This window comes from Pseudomonas sp. NPDC087639, assembly GCF_044743385.1.
Lineage (GTDB): Bacteria > Pseudomonadota > Gammaproteobacteria > Pseudomonadales > Pseudomonadaceae > Aquipseudomonas.
The window spans coordinates 1-20,686 of the sequence record NZ_JBIUWI010000014.1; the positions used below are offsets into that span (position 1 = coordinate 1).

General features: G+C 60.6%; 15 protein-coding genes. 8 read left to right on the forward strand and 7 right to left on the reverse strand.

Annotation, left to right across the window (positions count from 1 at the left end):
- Positions 1-271: 271 nt before the first annotated feature.
- Entirely contained in the window at positions 272-1,570 is a 1,299-nt protein-coding gene (locus ACIOVB_RS08450; protein WP_187677155.1) for an MFS transporter, read from the reverse strand.
- Between the two features lie 375 nt (positions 1,571-1,945).
- Between ACIOVB_RS08450 and ACIOVB_RS08455 the strand changes: the two genes are divergently transcribed.
- Together ACIOVB_RS08455 and ACIOVB_RS08460 are read left to right on the forward strand one after the other, a co-directional pair.
- Positions 1,946-2,350, forward strand: coding sequence for an acyl-CoA thioesterase (locus ACIOVB_RS08455; RefSeq protein ID WP_003229628.1), 405 nt, complete (start codon positions 1,946-1,948; stop codon positions 2,348-2,350).
- 58 nt (positions 2,351-2,408) lie between these two features.
- Positions 2,409-3,308 (forward strand): D-hexose-6-phosphate mutarotase, encoded by a 900-nt coding sequence (locus ACIOVB_RS08460; RefSeq protein WP_401266634.1) that lies wholly within the window; start codon positions 2,409-2,411, stop codon positions 3,306-3,308.
- A gap of 174 nt (positions 3,309-3,482) precedes the next feature.
- Here the strand turns inward: ACIOVB_RS08460 and ACIOVB_RS08465 are convergent, their stop codons facing one another.
- The 5 genes from ACIOVB_RS08465 to ACIOVB_RS08485 all read right to left on the reverse strand — a co-directional run bounded on the left by ACIOVB_RS08465 (position 3,483) and on the right by ACIOVB_RS08485 (position 7,291).
- Entirely contained in the window at positions 3,483-4,019 is a 537-nt protein-coding gene (locus ACIOVB_RS08465; RefSeq protein WP_401266636.1) for a DUF3299 domain-containing protein, read from the reverse strand.
- A 90-nt stretch (positions 4,020-4,109) separates the two neighbouring features.
- On the reverse strand, positions 4,110-4,355 hold the full coding sequence (locus tag ACIOVB_RS08470; RefSeq protein ID WP_187677158.1) for a GlsB/YeaQ/YmgE family stress response membrane protein: 246 nt from the start codon (positions 4,353-4,355) through the stop codon (positions 4,110-4,112).
- Positions 4,356-4,467: 112 nt separating this feature from the next.
- A complete protein-coding gene (locus ACIOVB_RS08475; RefSeq protein WP_401266639.1) occupies positions 4,468-5,550 on the reverse strand; it encodes a 5-(carboxyamino)imidazole ribonucleotide synthase in 1,083 nt (360 codons plus the stop codon).
- A gap of 10 nt (positions 5,551-5,560) precedes the next feature.
- A complete protein-coding gene (gene purE / locus ACIOVB_RS08480; RefSeq protein ID WP_401266642.1) occupies positions 5,561-6,052 on the reverse strand; it encodes a 5-(carboxyamino)imidazole ribonucleotide mutase in 492 nt (163 codons plus the stop codon).
- 330 nt (positions 6,053-6,382) lie between these two features.
- Positions 6,383-7,291, reverse strand: coding sequence for a LysR substrate-binding domain-containing protein (locus ACIOVB_RS08485; protein WP_100846775.1), 909 nt, complete (start codon positions 7,289-7,291; stop codon positions 6,383-6,385).
- A 180-nt stretch (positions 7,292-7,471) separates the two neighbouring features.
- Between ACIOVB_RS08485 and aspA the strand changes: the two genes are divergently transcribed.
- The 6 genes from aspA (at position 7,472) to ACIOVB_RS08515 (ending at position 19,127) form a co-directional block, all read left to right on the forward strand.
- Entirely contained in the window at positions 7,472-8,896 is a 1,425-nt protein-coding gene (gene aspA, locus ACIOVB_RS08490) for an aspartate ammonia-lyase (protein WP_187677160.1), read from the forward strand.
- Between the two features lie 608 nt (positions 8,897-9,504).
- The gene (locus tag ACIOVB_RS08495; protein WP_187677161.1) at positions 9,505-10,956 is read left to right on the forward strand and encodes a sodium:alanine symporter family protein; all 1,452 of its coding nucleotides are present in this window, start codon (positions 9,505-9,507) and stop codon (positions 10,954-10,956) included.
- Positions 10,957-11,062: 106 nt separating this feature from the next.
- The gene (locus tag ACIOVB_RS08500; RefSeq protein ID WP_401266646.1) at positions 11,063-12,067 is read left to right on the forward strand and encodes an asparaginase; all 1,005 of its coding nucleotides are present in this window, start codon (positions 11,063-11,065) and stop codon (positions 12,065-12,067) included.
- 133 nt (positions 12,068-12,200) lie between these two features.
- Complete coding sequence (locus tag ACIOVB_RS08505; protein WP_187677164.1) at positions 12,201-13,196, forward strand: AraC family transcriptional regulator; 996 nt, start codon at positions 12,201-12,203, stop codon at positions 13,194-13,196.
- Between the two features lie 155 nt (positions 13,197-13,351).
- Positions 13,352-14,380: a histone deacetylase family protein gene (locus tag ACIOVB_RS08510; RefSeq protein ID WP_401266650.1), complete on the forward strand. Its 1,029-nt coding sequence runs from the start codon at positions 13,352-13,354 to the stop codon at positions 14,378-14,380.
- Between the two features lie 148 nt (positions 14,381-14,528).
- On the forward strand, positions 14,529-19,127 hold the full coding sequence (locus ACIOVB_RS08515; RefSeq protein ID WP_401266651.1) for a dermonecrotic toxin domain-containing protein: 4,599 nt from the start codon (positions 14,529-14,531) through the stop codon (positions 19,125-19,127).
- Here ACIOVB_RS08515 and ACIOVB_RS08520 read toward each other — a convergent pair.
- Positions 19,084-20,637: a PLP-dependent aminotransferase family protein gene (locus tag ACIOVB_RS08520; RefSeq protein ID WP_401266653.1), complete on the reverse strand. Its 1,554-nt coding sequence runs from the start codon at positions 20,635-20,637 to the stop codon at positions 19,084-19,086. The two genes, ACIOVB_RS08515 and ACIOVB_RS08520, sit on opposite strands and share 44 nt — an antisense overlap.
- Positions 20,638-20,686 lie beyond the last annotated feature (49 nt).

Consider the following 20,686-nt stretch of genomic DNA (forward strand, 5'->3'; position numbering starts at 1 on the left):
ACAAAAGTCATTGCCGCCATCAAACGCTTCAGTTTCATGCCTTACTCCTAGCAGATAGGGTGTGTTAAGTCGGGGCCAAGTATCAGCAGGCCGTGTGAACACTCTATGGCTGAAATATGACAATTGGATGAAAGGCCAGCATCCAAGGTTTTACTGGATGATTCGTGGTGCCCCCATTCGCGAGCAGGCTCGCTCCCACCGTTTGAAATGCATTCCAATGTGGGAGCGAGCCTGCTCGCGAAATGGCCGTGACTACTGAGGAGATTTCGGATTAGCGACCCTTCTTCCAGAGCCACGCCCCCACCAGAATCCCCATCGCACACAGCACTGCCACGTAGTAGGCCGGGCCCATCGCGCTTTCTTTAAGCAGCAGGCTGACGATCATCGGCGTCAGGCCACCGAAGATTGCGTACGCCACGTTGTAAGAGAACGACAACCCACTGAAACGCACCACCGGCGGGAACGCCTTGACCATCACGTAGGGCACCGCACCAATGGTGCCGACCAGCAAACCGGTCAACGCATACAGCGGGAACAGCCAGTTCGGGTGATCGGCGAGGCTGTGATAGAAGGTCCAGGAGCTGATCAGCAAGCCCAGGCAACCGAACACAAACACCCGGCCGGCGCCAAAGCGATCCGCCAGCGCACCGGAAATGATGCAACCGAAGCTCAGGAACACGATCGCCAGGCTGTTGGATTGCAGCGCGGTGGTCGGCGAGAAGTGGTAAACGGTTTGCAGCACAGTCGGGGTCATCAGAATGACTACGACGATCCCGGCCGACAGCAGCCAGGTCAGCAGCATCGAGATCGCAATCGCCCCGCGATGGTCACGCAGCACCGCGCGCAACGGCACTTCTTCGGCCAGCGCCTTGCGCAGTTGCAGCTCGGCAAACACCGGGGTTTCGTGCAGCCAGCGGCGCAGGTAAACAGAGAACAGACCGAACACGCCACCGAGCAGGAACGGAATCCGCCAGGCGTAATCCGCAACCTCGGTCGGCGTATAGATGCTGTTGATCGCCGTGGCGACCAGCGAGCCGAGCAGAATTCCGGCGGTCAGGCCGCTGGTCAGGGTGCCGCAGGCGTAGCCCATGTGCTTCTGCGGGACGTGTTCGGAAACGAAGACCCATGCCCCCGGTACTTCACCGCCAATCGCCGCGCCTTGAATCACCCGCATCAGCAGTAAAAGGATTGGCGCCCACATGCCGATCTGCGCATACGTCGGCAGCAGACCCATGATCAGGGTCGGCACGGCCATCATGAAGATGCTCAGGGTGAACATTTTCTTGCGCCCCAGCAGGTCGCCGAAGTGCGCCATGACAATGCCGCCCAGCGGCCGCGCAAGGTAACCGGCGGCAAAGATGCCGAAGGTCTGCATCAGGCGCAGCCACTCAGGCATGTCGGCCGGGAAGAACAACTTGCCGACCACGGTGGCGAAGAATACGAAGATGATGAAATCGTAAAACTCCAGCGCACCGCCCAGGGCCGATAGCGACAGAGTCTTGTAGTCATTGCGGGTCAATGGTCGTGCGGGTTGGTCGGGCTGCGCGAGGCTCGAAGGCGCTGTGGTCATGGCAAGGGCTTCTCTTATAGGCGGATCTGCGACTCCAACAACGCTGGCTGGAGCTTTGGCAGGTTCGGCACCATAGCAAATTGTTCGAAAAAGCACATAGAGGCGCGTATTTGACGGTCAAAATCAGAACCGGGTGGTCGTCGCGGAGTCTACCGACCGATATACTCGCAACCTTGCCCCGGTTTGTAGGGGGTTGCTGTGCGAAAACGTCGTTGGCCCGCCCTTTGAACGGCGCAGCCGGTTTCGCAGAGTTTCCCTTTAGGCGCCTTATGGAAGACGTGACGAACGTAGTATGTTCGGTGCTGAATCGTTTTTCCTGAAGACGGCTACCACCAGCAATACCAACAAGAGTCACGGGTCAGAGGCACCCCCGGCATGATAGAGCTCGAACAAGAAGATCCAATCCCGCAAGGCGACCTGGCCCTGCAAATCACCGCTCTCCCGCGTGAAACCAACGGCTTTGGCGATATTTTCGGCGGCTGGCTGGTGGCACAGATGGATTTGGCCGGCACCGCGATGGCCAGCCGTGTCGCCGGAGGCCGCGTGGCCACCGTCGCTATCGACCGCATGGCGTTCCTGGTTCCGGTCGCCGTTGGCGCGCAGTTGTCCTTCTATACCCAGACCCTGGAAATCGGTCGCAGCTCGATCCAGATGATGGTCGAAGTGTGGAGCGACGATCCGTTGTCCAGCGAGTGGCGTAAAGTGACCGAAGCAGTGTTTGTCTTCGTCGCCATCGACGGCAGTGGTCGCACCCGGTCGGTTCCGCCGCGCGCACGCTAAACCTCACGGCCGTTTCACGGTCGATAGTTGTCCCTAGTGTCTGATCGAGAGCTGTCCCATGAGCACGCCCAACGTTGAAGCCGTGAAACTGGATGAACTGAACTGCTGGCGCATCCGCCACGGTCAGGCCGAAGTGCTGGTAGCCCAGCAAGGCGCGCACATCCTCAGTTATCAGGTTGACGGCCAGCCGCCGATCATCTGGCTCAACGACAAGGCCGAGTTCAAGACCGGTAAGAGCATCCGTGCTGGCGTGCCGGTGTGCTGGCCGTGGTTCGGCAAATTCGAACGCAACCCGCAGAACGTCCAGGCCATGTACACCGGTGGGCAACCCGCACCCGCGCACGGTCTTGTGCGGGCGATGGATTGGGAGCTGGGCGGCATAGAAGCCGAAGGCGATGGCCTCAAGGTCGAGTTCAAACTGCCCTGCCCCGAGGGTGGCCTGCCGGGCTGGCCACATCAGGTCGATCTGACCCTGACCCTGCGTCTGGACGATCAGTTGCACCTCAGCCTGACCAGCCACAACCGTGGCGGCGACACTGTCAGCCTCAGCCAGGCGTTGCACACCTACTTCGCCGTCAGCGATGTGCGCAATGTGCATGTCGAAGGTGTGGACGGTTTGAATTACATCGAGACCCTGGACGACTGGAAGACCAACGCCCAGACAGGCGACCTGCATTTTGCCGGCGAAACCGACCGCATCTACCTCGACGCCCCGCCGCAGTTGAGCATCGTCGACCCGACGTGGGAGCGGCACATTGTCCTCACCAGCAGGGGCTCGCGCACTGCGGTGATCTGGAACCCGTGGATCGACCGCGCCGCAGCGCTCAGCGATATGGATAACGATGGCTGGCAACGCATGCTGTGCATCGAGACGGCGAATGTGATGGATGATGTGGTGAGTCTGGCGCCGGATGGGAGCCATACCATGGGTGTCAGCATCGGTTCAAAACCGCTCTAGTCCACGCCGCACAACCAAGGTAGCAGCGAGCTTTTGTGGTGAGGGGATTTATCCCCGATGGACTGCGCAGCAGTCCCCGACTCTTGATTTGAAAAGCCGGGGCCGCTTCGCGACCCATCGGGGATAAATCCCCTCACCACAAAAGCTCACTCCTACAGTTAATTTGTGTAGGTCCTAGAGATCCGACTCCTGCACCACCCGCACCTTGTCCGCCTCCAGCGCATACGCCGCATCGGCCAGATCGTTGCTGACCTTTTCGACCTTCAGCGTGCCGGTCACCCACAGCGGCGTGTAGATGTCTTCCAGCTTCAGCCCCTTCGGATAGCGCACCAGTACCAGTTGATTCGGCGGCGGTGGCGGCACGTGGATACACGCGCCCGGGTACGGCACCAGGAAAAACAGGGTGCTGCGACCCTTGGCATCGGATTCCAGCGGCACCGGATAACCACCGATGCGGATGTGCTTGTCGTTCATCGACGCCACGGTTTTGGTCGAGTACATCACCGCCGGCAGACCTTTGGCCTGTTTCATCCCGCCCTTCTCGGTGAAGGTGCCGGTGGCTTCCGGGGAGTTGTGGTCGATGTCGGGCATGGCCTCCAGGGCCTTTTGATCCGACTTGGGCATCAGTTCGAGCCAGTCGGTTTCCGGCAGTTCGCCGGCGTGGGCCAAACCGCTGCCCAGTAAAAGGAGAGTCAACAAAAGACGGCGCATGAAGGTGCTCGGACAAAGGAAAGGACTATAAATCGCCGAGCATTCTAGCCCTCCCTGCCCGATTGGCAGAGAAGGCTTTGTCGCTTTGGATCACTTCTTTTTGATCAGGCCGTAGATCACCAGCAACACGATCGCGCCAACCAGTGCGCCGATGAAACCTGCGCCCTCGCCCGCCCGATAGATGCCCAGGGCCTGGCCGCCGTAGGTGGCTGCCAGCGAACCGCCGATACCGAGCAGGATGGTCATGATCCAGCCCATGCTGTCATCGCCCGGTTTCAGGAACCGAGCCAGCAGGCCGACGATCAAGCCGATAAAGATGGTTCCGATAATTCCCATGGCATTTCCCTCTGTGTGAATTGGCTATGCCAAAGCCTAGACAGACTTTGGCATCCTGCCATCAGAGAACGGCGGCCCCTGAATGGTTCCGCCGCTGCCACATGAAACTGTTTTACTCGGCGATCAGCGCTTCAACCTTGAGGATCTGCGCTTCAAGCGTGGCCTTGTCGGCGCAGCGCAGGTTGGCGTGACCGACCTTGCGCCCGGCCTTGAAGGCCTTGCCGTAGTGGTGCAGATGGCAGTCTTCGATGGCGATGACCTTCTCTACCGGCGGAACCACACCGATAAAGTTGAGCATCGCGCTCTCGCCGACCTTGGCCGTCGAACCCAGCGGCAGACCGGCAACGGCACGCAGATGGTTTTCAAACTGGCTGCACTCGGCACCTTCAGTGGTCCAGTGCCCGGAGTTGTGCACGCGCGGGGCGATTTCGTTGGCCTTGAGGCCGCCGTCGACTTCAAAGAACTCGAACGCCATCACGCCGACGTAGTCCAGTTGCTTGAGCACGCGGCTGGAATAGTCTTCGGCCAAGGCCTGCAACGGGTGATCGGTGCTGGCCACAGAGAGCTTGAGGATGCCGCTGTCGTGGGTGTTGTGAACCAACGGGTAGAACTTGGTTTCGCCATCGCGAGCGCGAACGGCGATCAGTGAGACTTCACCAGTGAACGGCACGAAGCCTTCCAGCAGGCAGGCCACGCTACCGAGTTCGGCGAAGGTACCGACCACGTCTTCGGGTTTGCGCAGGACTTTCTGGCCCTTGCCGTCGTAACCCAGGGTGCGGGTTTTCAGCACGGCCGGCAGACCGATCGAGGCTACGGCGGCATCCAGATCGGCTTGCGACTGGATGTCGGCGAAGGCCGGGGTCGGAATCCCCAGATCCTTGAACATGCTCTTTTCGAACCAGCGGTCGCGAGCAATGCGCAGGGCTTCGGCGCTCGGATAAACCGGCACGAATTGCGAAAGGAACGCCACGGTTTCAGCCGGGACGCTTTCGAACTCGAAGGTCACCAGATCGACTTCATCAGCCAGTTGACGCAGATGATCCTGATCGCCGTAATCGGCCCGCAGGTGTTCGCCCAGCGCAGCGGCGCTAGCGTGCGGCGCAGGGTCGAGGAAAGCGAAGTTCCTGCCCAGCGGGGTGCCCGCCAGCGCCAACATGCGACCCCACGGGCCGCCACCGAGGACACCGATCTTCATCTCAACAACCTCAGGCAATACGTGGGTCTGGATTGTCCAGGACGCTGTCTGTCTGCTCGGCACGGAAGGTTTTCAGTACCGAGTGGAACTGTGGATGCTTGGCGCCGAGGATGCTCGCCGAGAGCAGGGCGGCGTTGATCGCGCCAGCCTTGCCGATGGCCAGGGTAGCGACCGGAATACCGGCCGGCATCTGCACGATCGACAGCAGCGAATCGACGCCCGAGAGCATCGACGATTGCACCGGAACACCCAGCACCGGCAGGTGGGTCTTGGCCGCACACATGCCTGGCAAGTGGGCTGCGCCGCCGGCACCGGCGATAATCACCTCGATGCCGCGGCTTTCAGCCTCTTCGGCGTACTGGAACAGCAAATCCGGGGTGCGGTGGGCAGAGACCACCTTGACCTCGTACGGGATGCCGAGCTTTTCCAGCATATCGGCGGTGTGGCTAAGGGTGGACCAATCGGACTTGGAGCCCATGATCACGCCAACCAGTGCACTCATCGTCGCGCCTCTTCTCTCTGGGCGCCCGCAGGCGCGTCAAAAACAACAAGCCACGCAGAATGCGTGGCTTGTTGTAGGAAAAATGGCCGGACGTACCGGCCGAAGGCCGCGCAGTATACCGCAAAGAAAGCAATAAACAGCCCCCGTCACGACCATCTGTCACCTGCCGCAAAAGCCCGGTTTTATTGACTTGAAGGTCAGCCAAGACACACCCTAAATTCCATTGTGGGAGCGAGCCTGCTCGCGAAGAGGGGGTGTCAGTCAACATTGATGTTGTCTGGCACACCGTTTTCGCGAGCAGGCTCGCTCCCACAGGGACTGCGGGTGGATTCAAGAGTTTTGTGCAGCGCCTCCTTCCAACTTGCGCCACAACAACCGCACGTTGGCCTTGCGCACCAGCGCGCAGCGGTACAGACGAATCTCCAGCGGCACATGCCATTGCGGACCGCCGCAAACGACGAGTTCGCCCCGGGCCAGTTCGGCACGCACGCTCAACTGCGGCACCCAGGCAATCCCGAGGCCTTCCAGCGCCATGCTCTTCAGGCTGTCGGCCATCGCGGTTTCATAGATCGTGGTGAAGCGCAGCTGTCGCTGACGCAGCAAACCATTCACCGAACGTCCGAGAAACGCCCCGGCGCTGTACGCCAGCAACGGCACGCTGGCGTCACCTTCCAGATCGAACAGCGGCTTGCCATCGGCATCCGCCGCGCACACCGGGAGCATCTCGGTCTGGCCCAAATGCAGTGACGGGAAAATTTCCGGGTCCATCTGCATCGCCGCGTCCGGGTCGTAGAACGCCAGCATCAAGTCGCAGCCACCTTCGCGCAGTGCGTGCACGGCGTCACCGACGTTGGTCGCCACCAGTCGCGTGGCGATGTTCAGGCCTTCATTGCGCAACTGCGCGATCCAACGCGGGAAAAAACCCAGTGCCAGGGAGTGAGCGGCGGCAACCTGCATCACCTCGCCCTGCCCGCCCTCCAGATGATGCAGATGGCGCAGCACTTCACCGAGCTGTTCGACCACGGTGCGCGCGGTCACCAGAAACAATTGCCCCGCCGCCGTCAGCTCGACTGGCGTGCGCGAGCGGTTGACCAACGTCAGCCCCAGCGCGGCTTCCAGGCTGCGTATCCGCCGACTGAAGGCCGGCTGGGTCACGAAGCGTCGTTCGGCGGCCTGCGAGAAGCTGCGGGTGGCGGCCAGAGCACTGAAGTCCTCGAGCCATTTGCTTTCCAGATTCATCACGTCCTCCCGGACACGCACCAAAACAGGTCACACGTCTGCCGCGCACGCGGCGTCACACGGGCATTATGCCGAATGTGCATAGGTTAGTGCTGAACAGCATTGGCCCAAAATCTCCCACAAGCCTAGCATTCGCAGCGTTCCGGCATCGACCGGGTCCATATCGAGATGATTTCTATCATGTCCTCCGCTGCATCTTTCCGCACAGAAAACGACCTGCTTGGCGCCCTCGAAGTACCGGCTCAAGCGTATTACGGCATCCAGACCCTGCGAGCGGTGAATAACTTCCGCCTCTCGGGCGTTCCGATTTCGCATTACCCGAAACTGGTTGTCGGTCTGGCGATGGTCAAACAGGCCGCCGCTGACGCCAACCGTGAGTTGGGTCACCTGAGCGAAGCCAAGCACGCTGCCATCAGCGAAGCCTGTGCCCGATTGATCCGCGGTGATTTCCACGAAGAGTTCGTGGTCGACATGATTCAAGGTGGCGCCGGTACTTCCACCAACATGAACGCCAACGAAGTGATCGCCAACATTGCGCTCGAAGCGATGGGTCACCAGAAAGGCGAGTACCAGTACCTGCACCCGAACGACGACGTGAACATGGCGCAGTCGACCAACGACGCCTACCCGACGGCCATCCGCCTGGGTCTGCTGTTGGGTCACGACACCCTGCTGGCCAGCCTCGACAGCCTGATTCAGGCATTCGCGGCCAAGGGCAAAGAATTCGATCACGTCCTGAAAATGGGCCGTACCCAGTTGCAAGACGCTGTGCCGATGACCCTCGGCCAGGAATTCCGTGCTTTCGCCACCACCATGGGCGAAGACCTGGCCCGTCTGAAGACGCTGGCCCCGGAACTGCTGACTGAAGTGAACCTGGGTGGCACCGCGATCGGTACCGGCATTAACGCCGACCCGCGTTATCAGGCCTTGGCTGTACAGCGTCTGGCGCTGATCAGCGGTCAACCGGTGGTACCGGCAGCCGACCTGATCGAAGCCACCTCCGACATGGGTGCCTTCGTCCTGTTCTCCGGCATGCTCAAGCGCACCGCGGTCAAGCTGTCGAAGATCTGCAACGACTTGCGTCTGTTGTCCAGCGGCCCACGCACCGGTATCAACGAAATCAACCTGCCGGCGCGTCAGCCAGGCAGCTCGATCATGCCCGGCAAGGTCAACCCGGTGATCCCGGAAGCCGTTAACCAGGTGGCTTTCCAGGTCATCGGTAACGACTTGGCGCTGACCATGGCGGCTGAAGGCGGCCAGTTGCAACTGAACGTGATGGAGCCGCTGATCGCGTTCAAGATCTTCGACTCGATCCGCCTGCTGCAACGCGCCATGGACATGCTGCGCGAGCACTGCATTGTCGGTATCACTGCCAACGAAGCCCGCTGCCGCGAACTGGTCGAACACTCGATCGGTCTGGTCACCGCGCTGAACCCGTACATCGGCTACAAAAACGCCACCCGCATCGCCCGTATCGCTCTTGAAAGCGGCCGCGGCGTGCTGGAACTGGTGCGCGAAGAAGGTCTGCTCGACGAAGCCAGTCTCGCCGACATCCTGCGCCCGGAAAACATGATTGCTCCGCGTCTGGTTCCGCTCAAAGGCTGAACCGACGTGTTGTTTGTAGCACCGCTCACCAGGTCGAGGGACTAGACACCTCTCACCTTTTGAGGGCCTGGGGATCAGTCCCCAGGCCCTTTTTTTTAACTTTTTGATCCTGAGACCCGTATGTCTGGGGATTGCTTCATGTGGAGGTGAGCCCTTGTGGCGAGGGGATTCATCCCCGATGGGTCGCGAAGCGGCCCCAAAAACTGCAATCGCAATGTATCCGGTGCACCGCGCCGAACGGTTTTGCGACTGCTTCGCAGCCGATCGGGGATGAATCCCCTCGCCACAGGGTTTGCGTCAACAAAAAAGCAGTTCCCACACAAGCCCGGCGCCGGTAACGCCGGGTGTTTCAAAGCTTCGTTTCGTCGCTTGCACCACTACCGTGCAGACGGGCGCGCCACTGATCGGTATAGTGCCGCCCCTCTTCGCGTGAGCGGTCGTCGGTAACGAGGCCATAACCCATGCGAAACCCGAACTAATAACAAACCCGCGAAATGGAACCGGGACGAAACCTTCGCCCCACCTGTTGTGCCGCGCGCAAACCGGTGTAACGCGATGTTTCCGAACATCCAGCATTTGCTTACACAAAAAACAGCGAGGAAAAATCCATGCTCGAAGTCATTAACGACTTCCTCTCAGGGAAAGTACTGATCGTGCTCATTGTCGGGCTCGGTAGCTACTTCACGATTCGCTCGCGTTTCGTTCAATTGCGTCACTTTTTCCACATGTTCGCGGTGTTCCGCGACAGCCTGAAAAGCAGCGCCGGGCAGCTCAGCTCTTTCCAGGCCCTGATGCTCAGCCTCGCCGGCCGCGTTGGTGCAGGCAACATCGCCGGTGTCGGCATCGCCGTGACCCTTGGTGGGCCAGGTGCGGTGTTCTGGATGTGGGTAACCGCACTGGTCGGCATGTCCAGCAGCTTCTTCGAGTGTTCCCTCGGTCAGCTGTACAAACGCACGGATTCGGACGGCACCTTCCGTGGCGGCCCGTCCTACTACATCCAGCACGGCCTGCAGAAGCGCTGGTTGGGTATGGTCATGGCGTTCCTGTTGCTGGTGACCTTCGGTTTCGCCTTCAACGGCCTGCAAGCCCACGCCGTGACTCACTCGCTGAACAACGCCTTCGGCCTCGACACCACTTACACCGGCCTCGCGCTGGCGGTACTGCTGGGTCTGGTGTTCATCGGCGGGATCAAGCGCATCGCCAAGGTCGCTGACCTGCTGGTGCCGGTGAAAACCCTGGTCTACATCGGCGTGACCCTCTACGTGATCGTGCTGCAATTCGACCACGTTCCAGCCATGCTGATGACCATCGTCAAGAGCGCCTTCGGCCTCGACCAGGCGTTCGGCGGCCTGATCGGCAGCGCGATTGTCATGGGCGTGAAGCGTGGCGTGTTCGCCAACGAAGCCGGTTTGGGCAGTGCGCCGAACGTGGCGGCGGTGGCTTCGGTCGAGCACCCGGTGGCACAAGGTGTGGTTCAAGCGTTCAGCGTGTTCCTCGACACTTTCGTGATCTGCACCTGCACCGCGTTGTTGATCCTGCTCTCCGGTTTCTACACCCCGGGTTTCGAAGGCGACGGCATTGCCCTGACCCAGAACTCGCTGGCCGCCGTGGTCGGTGAATGGGGCCGGATGTTCATCTCGGTGGCACTGGCGTTGTTCGTGTTCACCTCGATCCTCTACAACTACTACCTGGGCGAGAGCAACCTGCGTTTCCTGATCGGTGAAAACCGCAAGGCGCTGATCGGCTACCGCGCACTGGTACTGGTATTGATCTTCTGGGGTGCCATCGAAAACCTCGGCACCGTGTTCGCCTTCGCCGACATCACCATGACCATGCTGGCGTTTGTGAACCTGATCGCGCTGTTCCTGCTGTTCAAGGTCGGCATGCGCATCCTGCGTGACTACGATGACCAGCGTGCTGCCGGCATCAAGACCCCGGTGTTCGATTCGAGCAAATTCCCGGATCTGGACCTGGACCGCAAAGCCTGGCCGGCCAACCCGCCTGCCGCTGCCGGCAATACTTGCGCCGAGCCGCAAGGCGTACCCGCAGCGCAACGCTGATGGGTAAATGACGGACGCATCCTCTGCGCCCGTCAGTTACAGTTCGAAAAACTGTGGGAGCCGACTTGCTCGCTCCCACAGGAACTCTTCCTCTCGGAGAATCCTCATGAATTCGTCGACTTATCCTGCCGCCCAGCACGTCATGGTTTTGTACACCGGTGGCACCATCGGCATGCAGGCCAGCGCAAATGGCCTGGCCCCGGCGTCCGGTTTTGAAGCGCGGATGCGCGAGTACCTGTACAGCCAGCCTGAACTGGTCGTGCCGCAGTGGCGCTTTCGCGAGATGTCGCCGCTGATCGACAGCGCCAACATGACTCCGGCCTATTGGCAGCAACTGCGTGAAGCGGTGGTCGATGCCGTGGACGTGCAGGGCTGCGACAGCGTGCTGATCCTGCACGGCACCGACACCCTGGCTTACAGCGCCGCAGCCATGAGCTTCCAGTTGCTCGGCCTGCACGCCCGCGTGTGCTTCACCGGCTCCATGTTGCCGGCGGGCGTGACCGACAGCGATGCCTGGGAAAACCTCGGCGGTGCGCTGGTCGCCCTCGGCCAAGGCCTGGCGCCGGGCGTGCACCTGTACTTTCACGGCGAACTGCTGGCGCCAACCCGTTGCGCGAAAGTGCGCAGCTTCGGCCGTCACCCGTTCAAACGTCTGGAGCGTCAGGGCGGCGGCGTGAAAGCCACTTCGATTCCAGCCGCGTTGAACTACAACCAGCCAAAGCAATTGGCGAAAGTTGCCGTGCTGCCGCTGTTCCCCGGCATCGGCGCCGAGATCCTCGACGGCCTGCTCGACAGCGGCATTCAGGGGCTGGTGCTGGAATGCTACGGCAGCGGCACCGGGCCGAGCGACAACCCGGAATTCCTCGCCAGCCTCGGCCGTGCACGGGATAACGGTGTGGTGGTGGTCGCGGTCACGCAGTGCCATGAAGGCGGGGTCGAGTTGGATGTGTATGAGGCTGGCAGCCGTTTGCGCGGCGTCGGTGTCCTGTCCGGTGGCGGCATGACGCGCGAAGCGGCGTTCGGCAAGTTGCATGGGTTGCTGGGGGCAGGCCTGGAAACCGCTGAAGTCCGCCGACTGGTCGAACTCGACCTGTGTGGCGAACTGATCTGACTCCACATATCCCCTGTAGGAGTGAGCCTTTGTGGCGAGGCAGCTCCCTCGCCACAATAGAGCGCATGCATCGGGATCTTCGTTCGGCATACAACTTGCTGCACTCCAGCCATTCCCAAGGCTGGAAGACCCCATGCTCCACTCCCACCTCACCACCCTCAATGCCGTCTCCCTGATTCTCAAAACCTTCAACGAAGAAGGCTTGCCGAGCGAAGCACTGCTGGCCGGCAGCGGCATCAGTGCGGCGGATCTGAACCGTGCTGATACGCGCATCACCACCAATCAGGAAATGCAGGTCTGCGCCAACGCTGTCGCGCTCAAGCACGACATCGGCCTGGAACTGGGCCGGCGCATGCACGTTTCCTGCTACGGCATGCTCGGTTACGCGCTGCTCACCTGTGCCACCTTCGGTGACGCTTTGCGTCTGGCGATCCGTTATCCGGCGCTGTTGGGAACACTTTTCGAGCTGAGCCTGGAAGAGGACGGCGAACGCGTCTGGTTCGTCGCAGCCGACTATCGCGAGAGCCCGGCGATGGCGGTGTTCAATGCCGAGTTCTGTCTGGTTTCGCTGAAAGTCATTTGCGATGACTTGCTTGGCCATCCGCTGCCGCTACTCGCCACGCGGTTCGAACACGCCGCGCCGGATTACCGCGACAGCTACGCCGAGCACTTCGCCAGCCCATTGCACTTCGCCGCCAAGGACAATGCCTTCGCCTTCGACCGGCACTGGCTCGATCAGCCGCTGCCGCTGGCCGATGCCATCACCCATCAAGCCATGGCCGAACGCTGCCGCAAGCAGAACCTCGAGTTCACCGGGCGTCAGGCGTGGCTCGGGCGCATCCGTCAGTTGCTCAGCGCCCAGTTGAACGCGGCCCCGGGGCTGGAAGGCTTGGCGCAGCAGATGAAGTGCTCGCCTCGTACCTTGCGCCGACACCTCAAGGACATGGGCAGCAGTTATCAGGAGCTGCTCGACGAACTGCGCTTCGAACGGGCCAAGCAGATGCTTTGCGAAGATCAGTTGCCGATCTACCGTATCGCCGAGACATTGGGCTTTAGCGAGACCGCGAGTTTCCGCCATGCATTCGTGCGCTGGAGCGGCGTGGCGCCGAGTCAGTTCCGGCCGCACTGATAAACCCTGTGGGGGCAGGCTGCTCCAGCGAGGGGCGAATAGCGGTCAGAATTTTTGGCCAGATCAATCCCCTTTTGGCCTTTCCTGCCGTTCTCCGAATCGCCTCTCGCCGCAACACTGGGTGCAACCCGATTCAGCCCTGCGGAGAACAACAAATGCTGACGATCTACTCGGACGATCACCACCTGCACCATGGCCGCTGCGAATTGATCGATGGCCAGCTCAAGCCGTGCTTCGAGATGCCGTCGCGCGCCGACCATGTGCTGCAACGGGTGCAACACCAGCACCTGGGGCCTGTGGAAGCGCCGAAGGATTTCGGCCTCGAACCGATCGCCCGCATCCACAGCCGCGACTACCTGGATTTCTTCAAAGGCGCGTGGGCGCGCTGGACCGAATTCAACACCGACGGCGATTTGTTGCCCTACACCTGGCCGGCGCGCACCTTGCGTGCGATCAAGCCGACCAGCCTGCACGGCCAACTCGGCTATTACAGCTTCGACGGCGGCGCGCCGATAACCGCCGGCACCTGGCAAGCAGCGTACAGCGCAGCGCAAGTTGCCCTGACTGCGCAGGCGGCCATCCAGCGTGGCGCACGCGCTGCTTTCGCCCTCTGCCGTCCACCGGGGCACCACGCCGCCGGCGACTTGATGGGTGGTTATTGCTACCTCAACAACGCTGCCATTGCCGCGCAGGCGTTCCTCGATCAGGGCCATAAAAAAGTCGCGATCCTCGACGTCGACTATCACCACGGCAACGGCACGCAGTCGATTTTCTATGAGCGCAGCGACGTGTTGTTCACCTCGATTCATGGCCACCCGGAAGCGGAATTCCCGTTCTTCCTCGGCTATGACGATGAACACGGCGAAGGCGACGGTGAGGGTTTCAACTTCAACTATCCGCTGCCGGCCGGCTCTGGCTGGGATGCATGGAGCGCAGCGCTGGATCAGGCCTGCAACGAGATCGACAGCTACGGCGCCGACATCATCGTCGTGTCGCTGGGTGTCGACACCTTCAAGGATGATCCGATCTCGCAATTCAAACTCGACAGCCCGGATTATCTGGCGATGGGCAAGCGCATTGCCGCCCTTGGCAAACCGACCCTGTTCGTCATGGAGGGCGGCTACGCCGTGGAAGAAATCGGCATCAACGCGGTGAACGTCCTCGAAGGATTTGAAAACCCGTAGAGAGCAACGCAGCCGTAAACGACCCGCACTCGCGGGTCTTTTTTTGCCCGCAACATTTATGTACCGCACAGCGCCACAACGTGACCTCTACCTTGCCCTGATATGACGCCCTTGCGGCGCGCCTCTTTCGTCAGATCAGGAATTGCCAATGCCCGAATCTTCCATACCCAGCGCCGTTGATGTCGTGACACAACTGGTGACCGGCCCTTCGTTGCGCGAAGTCGCCTCGAAAACGCTGCAACCGGCGCTCAAGACGCTGTACCCGACCCTGCACATCGATCCGCAACAGGCCATGGTGGTGACACCAACGTGGGTCATCGAAGGCGAGCAAGTCGTGCCCGGCCGCGAGCAGATCGAGTCTCTGACCGATGTTCTGGTACGACTCACGCTGAGCGGCACCACGGTGAACTACCTCGACGGAGAGCACTTTCTGACCTTGCAGCCCGGCCGGTCGGCAATCCAGCTGCCCGTGAAGATCGACGCGGTCGGCCGCCTGCTCAATGAATTTGCGCCTTTGATGTTCGTCGCCTTCAAAGAACAACATATCGCTTACTGGGGCACCTTCATCGCCCCGGAGCGGCCGCGCTGGCAGCAAATGTCGGACGCCCTGCGCAACCTGTGGAACGTCGACGCCCGCCAAGGCTGGGATGCCGAACAACGGGCCATGGCCCATGCCGTTTTCAAGGTCCCGGACAAACAACAGCGCTTGCCCAATGACAAATACAAGACCCGCGCCTGCCTGATTGACCTCGACCAGGGTGACGGCGACAGCAACGAGCATCTGACCCTGCTGGACAGCGCAGTGCTGATCGGTAGCGTCGACGAGCGCACGATAATCCTCACCTATTCAGTGATCCACGGTTTCCAGAGTTTCGACTCCCTGGATGAACTCGGCGACGCATTGCCGCGCAAATCCTGGCAAAGAACCTCCAGCAGCCCGCTCAAGTGGCGGTTACTGGAACCGGAAGGCAACTTTTTCGACCACCAGGCCTGCACACTGATCGCCCTGGAAGGCGACGCCCTCGGGGAGATCAATTTCTTTGGGAGCTCGACAACCGATCAGCTCTACCCGCACACCGGTAAACCTCGGCAACCACCACCCAACCTTAAACCGCATATCGATCGCATGCGTCCGATACTGCCAGTCTGGCTGGATGAGGCCGCGCCCGCAGACCAGGCCGCCTACAGTCGTTATCTGTTGGACCTGACGGTGTTGCAGCATTCGAACAAGGGCAAGTCGTTTCAGGAGCAGGTTGCCAGCCTGCAGACCTTTACTCGCGATGCCCTGAGCCGACAAATGCTCGAGGATCACCCGACAGCAAAAGATCTGAAGATCGACAAGATCGAAATCAGCATTGCCAGCCTGGAGGTGTGGGGCACGTTCGTCCTGCCGGGCAATATTCAGATCAAAAGCCTGTCGCTGACCGAGCTTGCCCTGCAAAACCTGGCGGGCCTGCCGCTGGGCAATAAAACCGTGCATTACAAGGACGGTAGCGCCCTGCCGGACTGGATGACCGTGACGTACCTCGAACAACTGGTCAGCCGCGTCGATATTGGCAAAACCTACCCCGCACACTTGAAAAAGCTGCTGGTGGACGATGCGGTGCACGCGGCGGCCTTGCAGAGGTTGTACACCTGCCAGTTATCCCTCGAGCTGCCGCTTCTGGCGCTGCAACACAAGATCCGTGGCAATGCCGGTATCAACGAACTCGGTTACCGGTATGTGGTTGCCGCCCTGAACAGCAGTGCCCAGGCGCGTCAGGTCGATGGGCATGAGATCGTCATCCGGCCGCTCGCGTTCGCTGCCCACCGCAGCGGTTCACAGACCGACACCGTGACCAACATGTTCGTCATCGGCCCGCGCGACGCGGACAAAGGCCCCTGCGTGCTTTATCGACCGCTGTTCCAAATGGCACTGATTCAGTACCCCAGCCACGCCAACCTGCTGTATGCGATCCAGCATTCCCGGCAACTGCGTGAATCGGTTCTGGCCTGGTTGCCGGACGATGTGCGATTCAACTACAGCCAGTTCGTGTTCACCGCCAAACTGCCGTCGGTGTGGACGATTCCGCAACTGTTGGTCAACCCGCTCACCGCCCTCGACATGTCCGGCCCTGTGACACTCGGCGCTGCAGTGATCGAAGGCGATATCCTGGCGACACTGCACACCACCAACGTTCAGGCAGTCATCAACCAGGCCGATCGCCAGTCCGTCTCCAATGCTGAAGCACGCTGGGCCAGCCTCAAGCGCGGCGGCTGGATGCTATTCAATGCGGCATTACCGTTTCTGGGCCGCAGTGTTGGTACGGCGGCATGGATATGGCAAATCATGGACGACTTGCAGGAGATCAGCGACGTCGCCAATCAAGAGTCCGGCAAGGTGGCCTGGACGGCGCTGGCCGATATTTTCCTCGCGCTGGGTATGGTGCTTGCTCATCGCGCAGCGGTCGGTGACAGGCCAGCCAGCGAATCGCTCCCCCTGGTGCCGGAGGAAGAACCGCAGGCAATAACCCCACCCTCCGAGGTGATCAAACCGCTCCGTTTGCCTGACATTACCAGTACCGAGTTGCCCGCCGCCCACGAGACCTCCGTCAACGCCATCGCCGCGCTACTGCGCTCGCCCCTTGCGCTGACCGCCCTGCTCGACAGCTTCAATATCTCCAAACCCGAAGGGCTCGGGGAGGCGGCCAGTACAGGTCGGCATCAGCACCTCTATGCACACGAGAACAAATGGTATGCCCCCGTCGGCAAACGCTGGTTTGAAGTGGAGATCAATGACAACGAAGACGTGCAGATCATCGACTCACGTCAGCAACTGCCATTAAAAGGCCCCTTGCTGACCCGCACCGCCGGCGGTCAATGGGTCCTCGATCTTCGCTTGCGCCTGCGCGGAGGCGGGCTGCGCAATCGCCGCAAGGAAGCCAAAAGCAAACGCGACAAACAAGCCGAAAAACTCACCGCCGACCTCAAGGCTTTCGACCTGACCATGGAGGATAAGCAAGCCCGGCTCGACCAGGCCCACAGCGCAATGACCGCTGCTCAGCCACAAGCCGTTGACGTGGCACGCCAACAGTATCTGGACACCCTCGACTCACAGAGCAAGGCGTACGGCGCGAACATCGAGCAGATCAAGGCATTGAACCTGGTGCAGAACATTCCCAACTACCGCACCACCATGATCCAGCGGCTGGAAATGCAGTTGTTTCTCGGCCAGCAGTGGCTCACTGAAAACGCCACCGACTATCAAACCAACGTGACCGCGACGATGGCGATGATTGCTGACGACGCCAATGTCGAACGGCAGGCCTTTGTCCAGGCCTGCGAACGAATGACCGATCAGACCCAGAGCATCATCGAAAAGGTCGAGTCGGCTCATAGCCGATTCCAGGAACTGGAACTGCTGGGCAAGGACGCCGTGGAAACCCTGGCCCTTTATCGAAAGGCGTTGCCGACCTACGACCTGAATGACCTCAAGCTTTTACAGATCAGCCTCGGGCAGGAAATCGGCCTCAAGCCCGGCGAGAACGCCTTCCGGGTCGAGGCACAACAGGCTTTGGAAACCCTGATCGAAGATGCTGCGCTGAATATTCAGAGCTCACTGAATCTGACCGCCGACGATGGCCTGAGCAACCTGCGTGAACGGATCGAAGCCCTGAGCAATGTTTCCGAGCAGTTCAGCTCGGTGGATCAACGCTTTGCCGACTTCACCGCAGAGTTTGCCAACCAGATTCAGACTGATCGACTCAGACACATACGCACGCGGGTGAGCGAGTTCAAGGCGGGAACAGATGTGCGCCTGGCGGATCTGCTGCGCAACAAACATTTACTCGACCCCTTGCCCGGGCCGTCGAGACCCTCCTCCGGTTCAGCCTCCGGGCGAAAAATCATCAAGACCAAGTTCAAGGGCACCTTGGTCGGCGAGCGGAAAAAAAGTGTTGATGGTCAAGACACTGACCTGGTTGAAGTGCGTAGCGAGCTCACAGGGGTGATCGCTACGTTTCATGAGAAGTCGCCGGGGGAATGGGTCGAACAGGGCAGTACACACTCGCAGCCTGCCAAGGCCAGACCGAATCTCAAAAGAAGCCTCGCGCAGGGTCAGGCCTTGATCGACGGGCTGGCGGCGTTTCATCGACTGATCGAAGCCCGCATCAAACGAGATCGACGAGTACCCGTCGAGATTGAGGAGGAATACCACCGCCATGCCGACCGTTTAACCAGAGCCAATGCAGCAATAGATGAGGCGTTGACCGCCAGCAATCTCACCGCCGGCTCCTCCGCCGGAACTGAAGCCCTCGGTCACGCGCTCAGCGACGCCGCGACCCGCCTGTATGAAAAAGGCACCAGCACCCGCATCCGCATGATCAAACAACAACCGCCATCGGCTGCCGGGGTCGAGTGGCTTAAAAGCAAAGATGAGGTCTACATCTACAAAACCGTTACGCGACGCAAACTCCAAAGCCGTCCCAATGACTTTCTGGACGAGTACGAAGTACGCGAGGTCAAGACCCGAAAGGTCCTGTGTTATGCGCACTTTCACTACACCAGCGTGAGCGCCCCGGACATTGCGTTCGAAGCCGGCCACATGAAAACCGTCGCACAGCGTCACCTCGGTGGCGCCTATGAACTGCGCGGCCTCAATAATCAGCAAGTCATTGATATTTACCGCAGCGAGATTTCAACGCAGCTCGCCGAGAACGTGTTCTTCACTCTCGCCAAGCCTGTTGCAACCGGGTCAGCGCCGCTTTGATCGCAGCCTCCGGCACGGCGGCAAAACCCAGTACCAGGCCGGCACGCTGGTCGGGCGCGGTCAATGAGTCAGGCAACCAGTAATTGCTCAAACCGTTGATCTCCACATCCACGCGAGCAGCCTGCTCAACCAGTTGCTGCTCGCGCTCGATGCTGTCCACAGCCACCGTCAGGTGCAACCCGGCAGACACCGCCGGCAGCTTGCCGACACCGGCGATGGCTGTCGGCCAACCGTCGAGCAGGGTATTGCGACGACTCAGCGCGGCCCGGCGCATCCGGCGGATATGCCGCTGGAAATGCCCGGCCGCCATGAATTCAGCCATTACCGCCTGCGTGCTCACCTCGGAATGCCGGACGTCCACCGCCCGGCGTTGCGAAAACGCTTCCACCAGCCCCGGTGGCAGCACCAGATAACCCAGGCGCAACGCCGGGAACGCGACCTTGCCGAAGGTGCCGACATACAGCACGCGCCCCTGGCGATCGAGCGCCGCCAACGGAGCCAATGGCGCGCCGGTGTAGCGGTACTCGCCGTCGTAGTCATCCTCAATGATCCAGCCTTGGGTGCGTTCAGCCCAGGCCAGCAACTCAAGACGTCGCGCCAGACTCATCACCACGCCCGTCGGGTATTGATGGGACGGCGTGACATAAGCCACGCGGCAATCAGTGGCCGCCGACAATGCCGAGCAATCCATACCCTCTTCATCCACAGCAATCCCGCGCAACCGGCCACCCGCCACAGCGAACGCATGACCGGCCGCGCGGTACCCCGGATTTTCGATGCCGACACCATCGCCCGGCTCCACCAGCAACTGTGCACAAAGGCTAATGCCCTGCTGTGCGCCACTGGTGATCACAATTTGCTCAGCCGAGCACTGCATACCGCGCGAACTGCGCAAATAAGCGGCGATCATCCCGCGTAACCGCGCGTCGCCCGCCGGGTCGCCGTAACAGAGCTGCTGAAGATCCGGTTTACGCCAGAAAGCCGCGTTGAGCTTGGCCCAGACGTCAAACGGAAACAGATCGAAGGCCGGCACGCCGACGCGAAATGCCCGTGGCGGGCCACTGGGAGGTTTGGATAAATGGTTGTTTTTCACCCGACTCAGCGGATCGTTGTGGATAACTTTACTGGATGGATCAACAGGCAAATCCAGCCAATTTGTGGATAAGGCTGTGGGTAAGCCTGTTGAAAACCCTGTGGATACTTTTGTGGATAGTTTTTTTGCCGAGAGTTGTTCACCGGGCAATTGCGCCACGTAAGTACCATCGCCCACTCGTCCCTCAATAAAGCCTTCGGCGTAGAGCTGATCGTAGGCACGAACCACGCTGTTGCGCGAAATCGCCAGTGCCGCCGCCAGATCACGACTGGCCGGCAGCCGCGTGCCACTGCTCAATCGACCGTCGAGCACGCGCAGGCGCAACGCTTGATAGAGCTGGCGGCTCAAGCCTTGGCGACGGTCGAGTTCAATACCGGCCGGGTTGAAGGAAAGCGACAGCGTGCTCGAATCGGGCATGGCAATGGACCTATGAAATTGGTCATCAATGGCTCTTACAACAGACCAA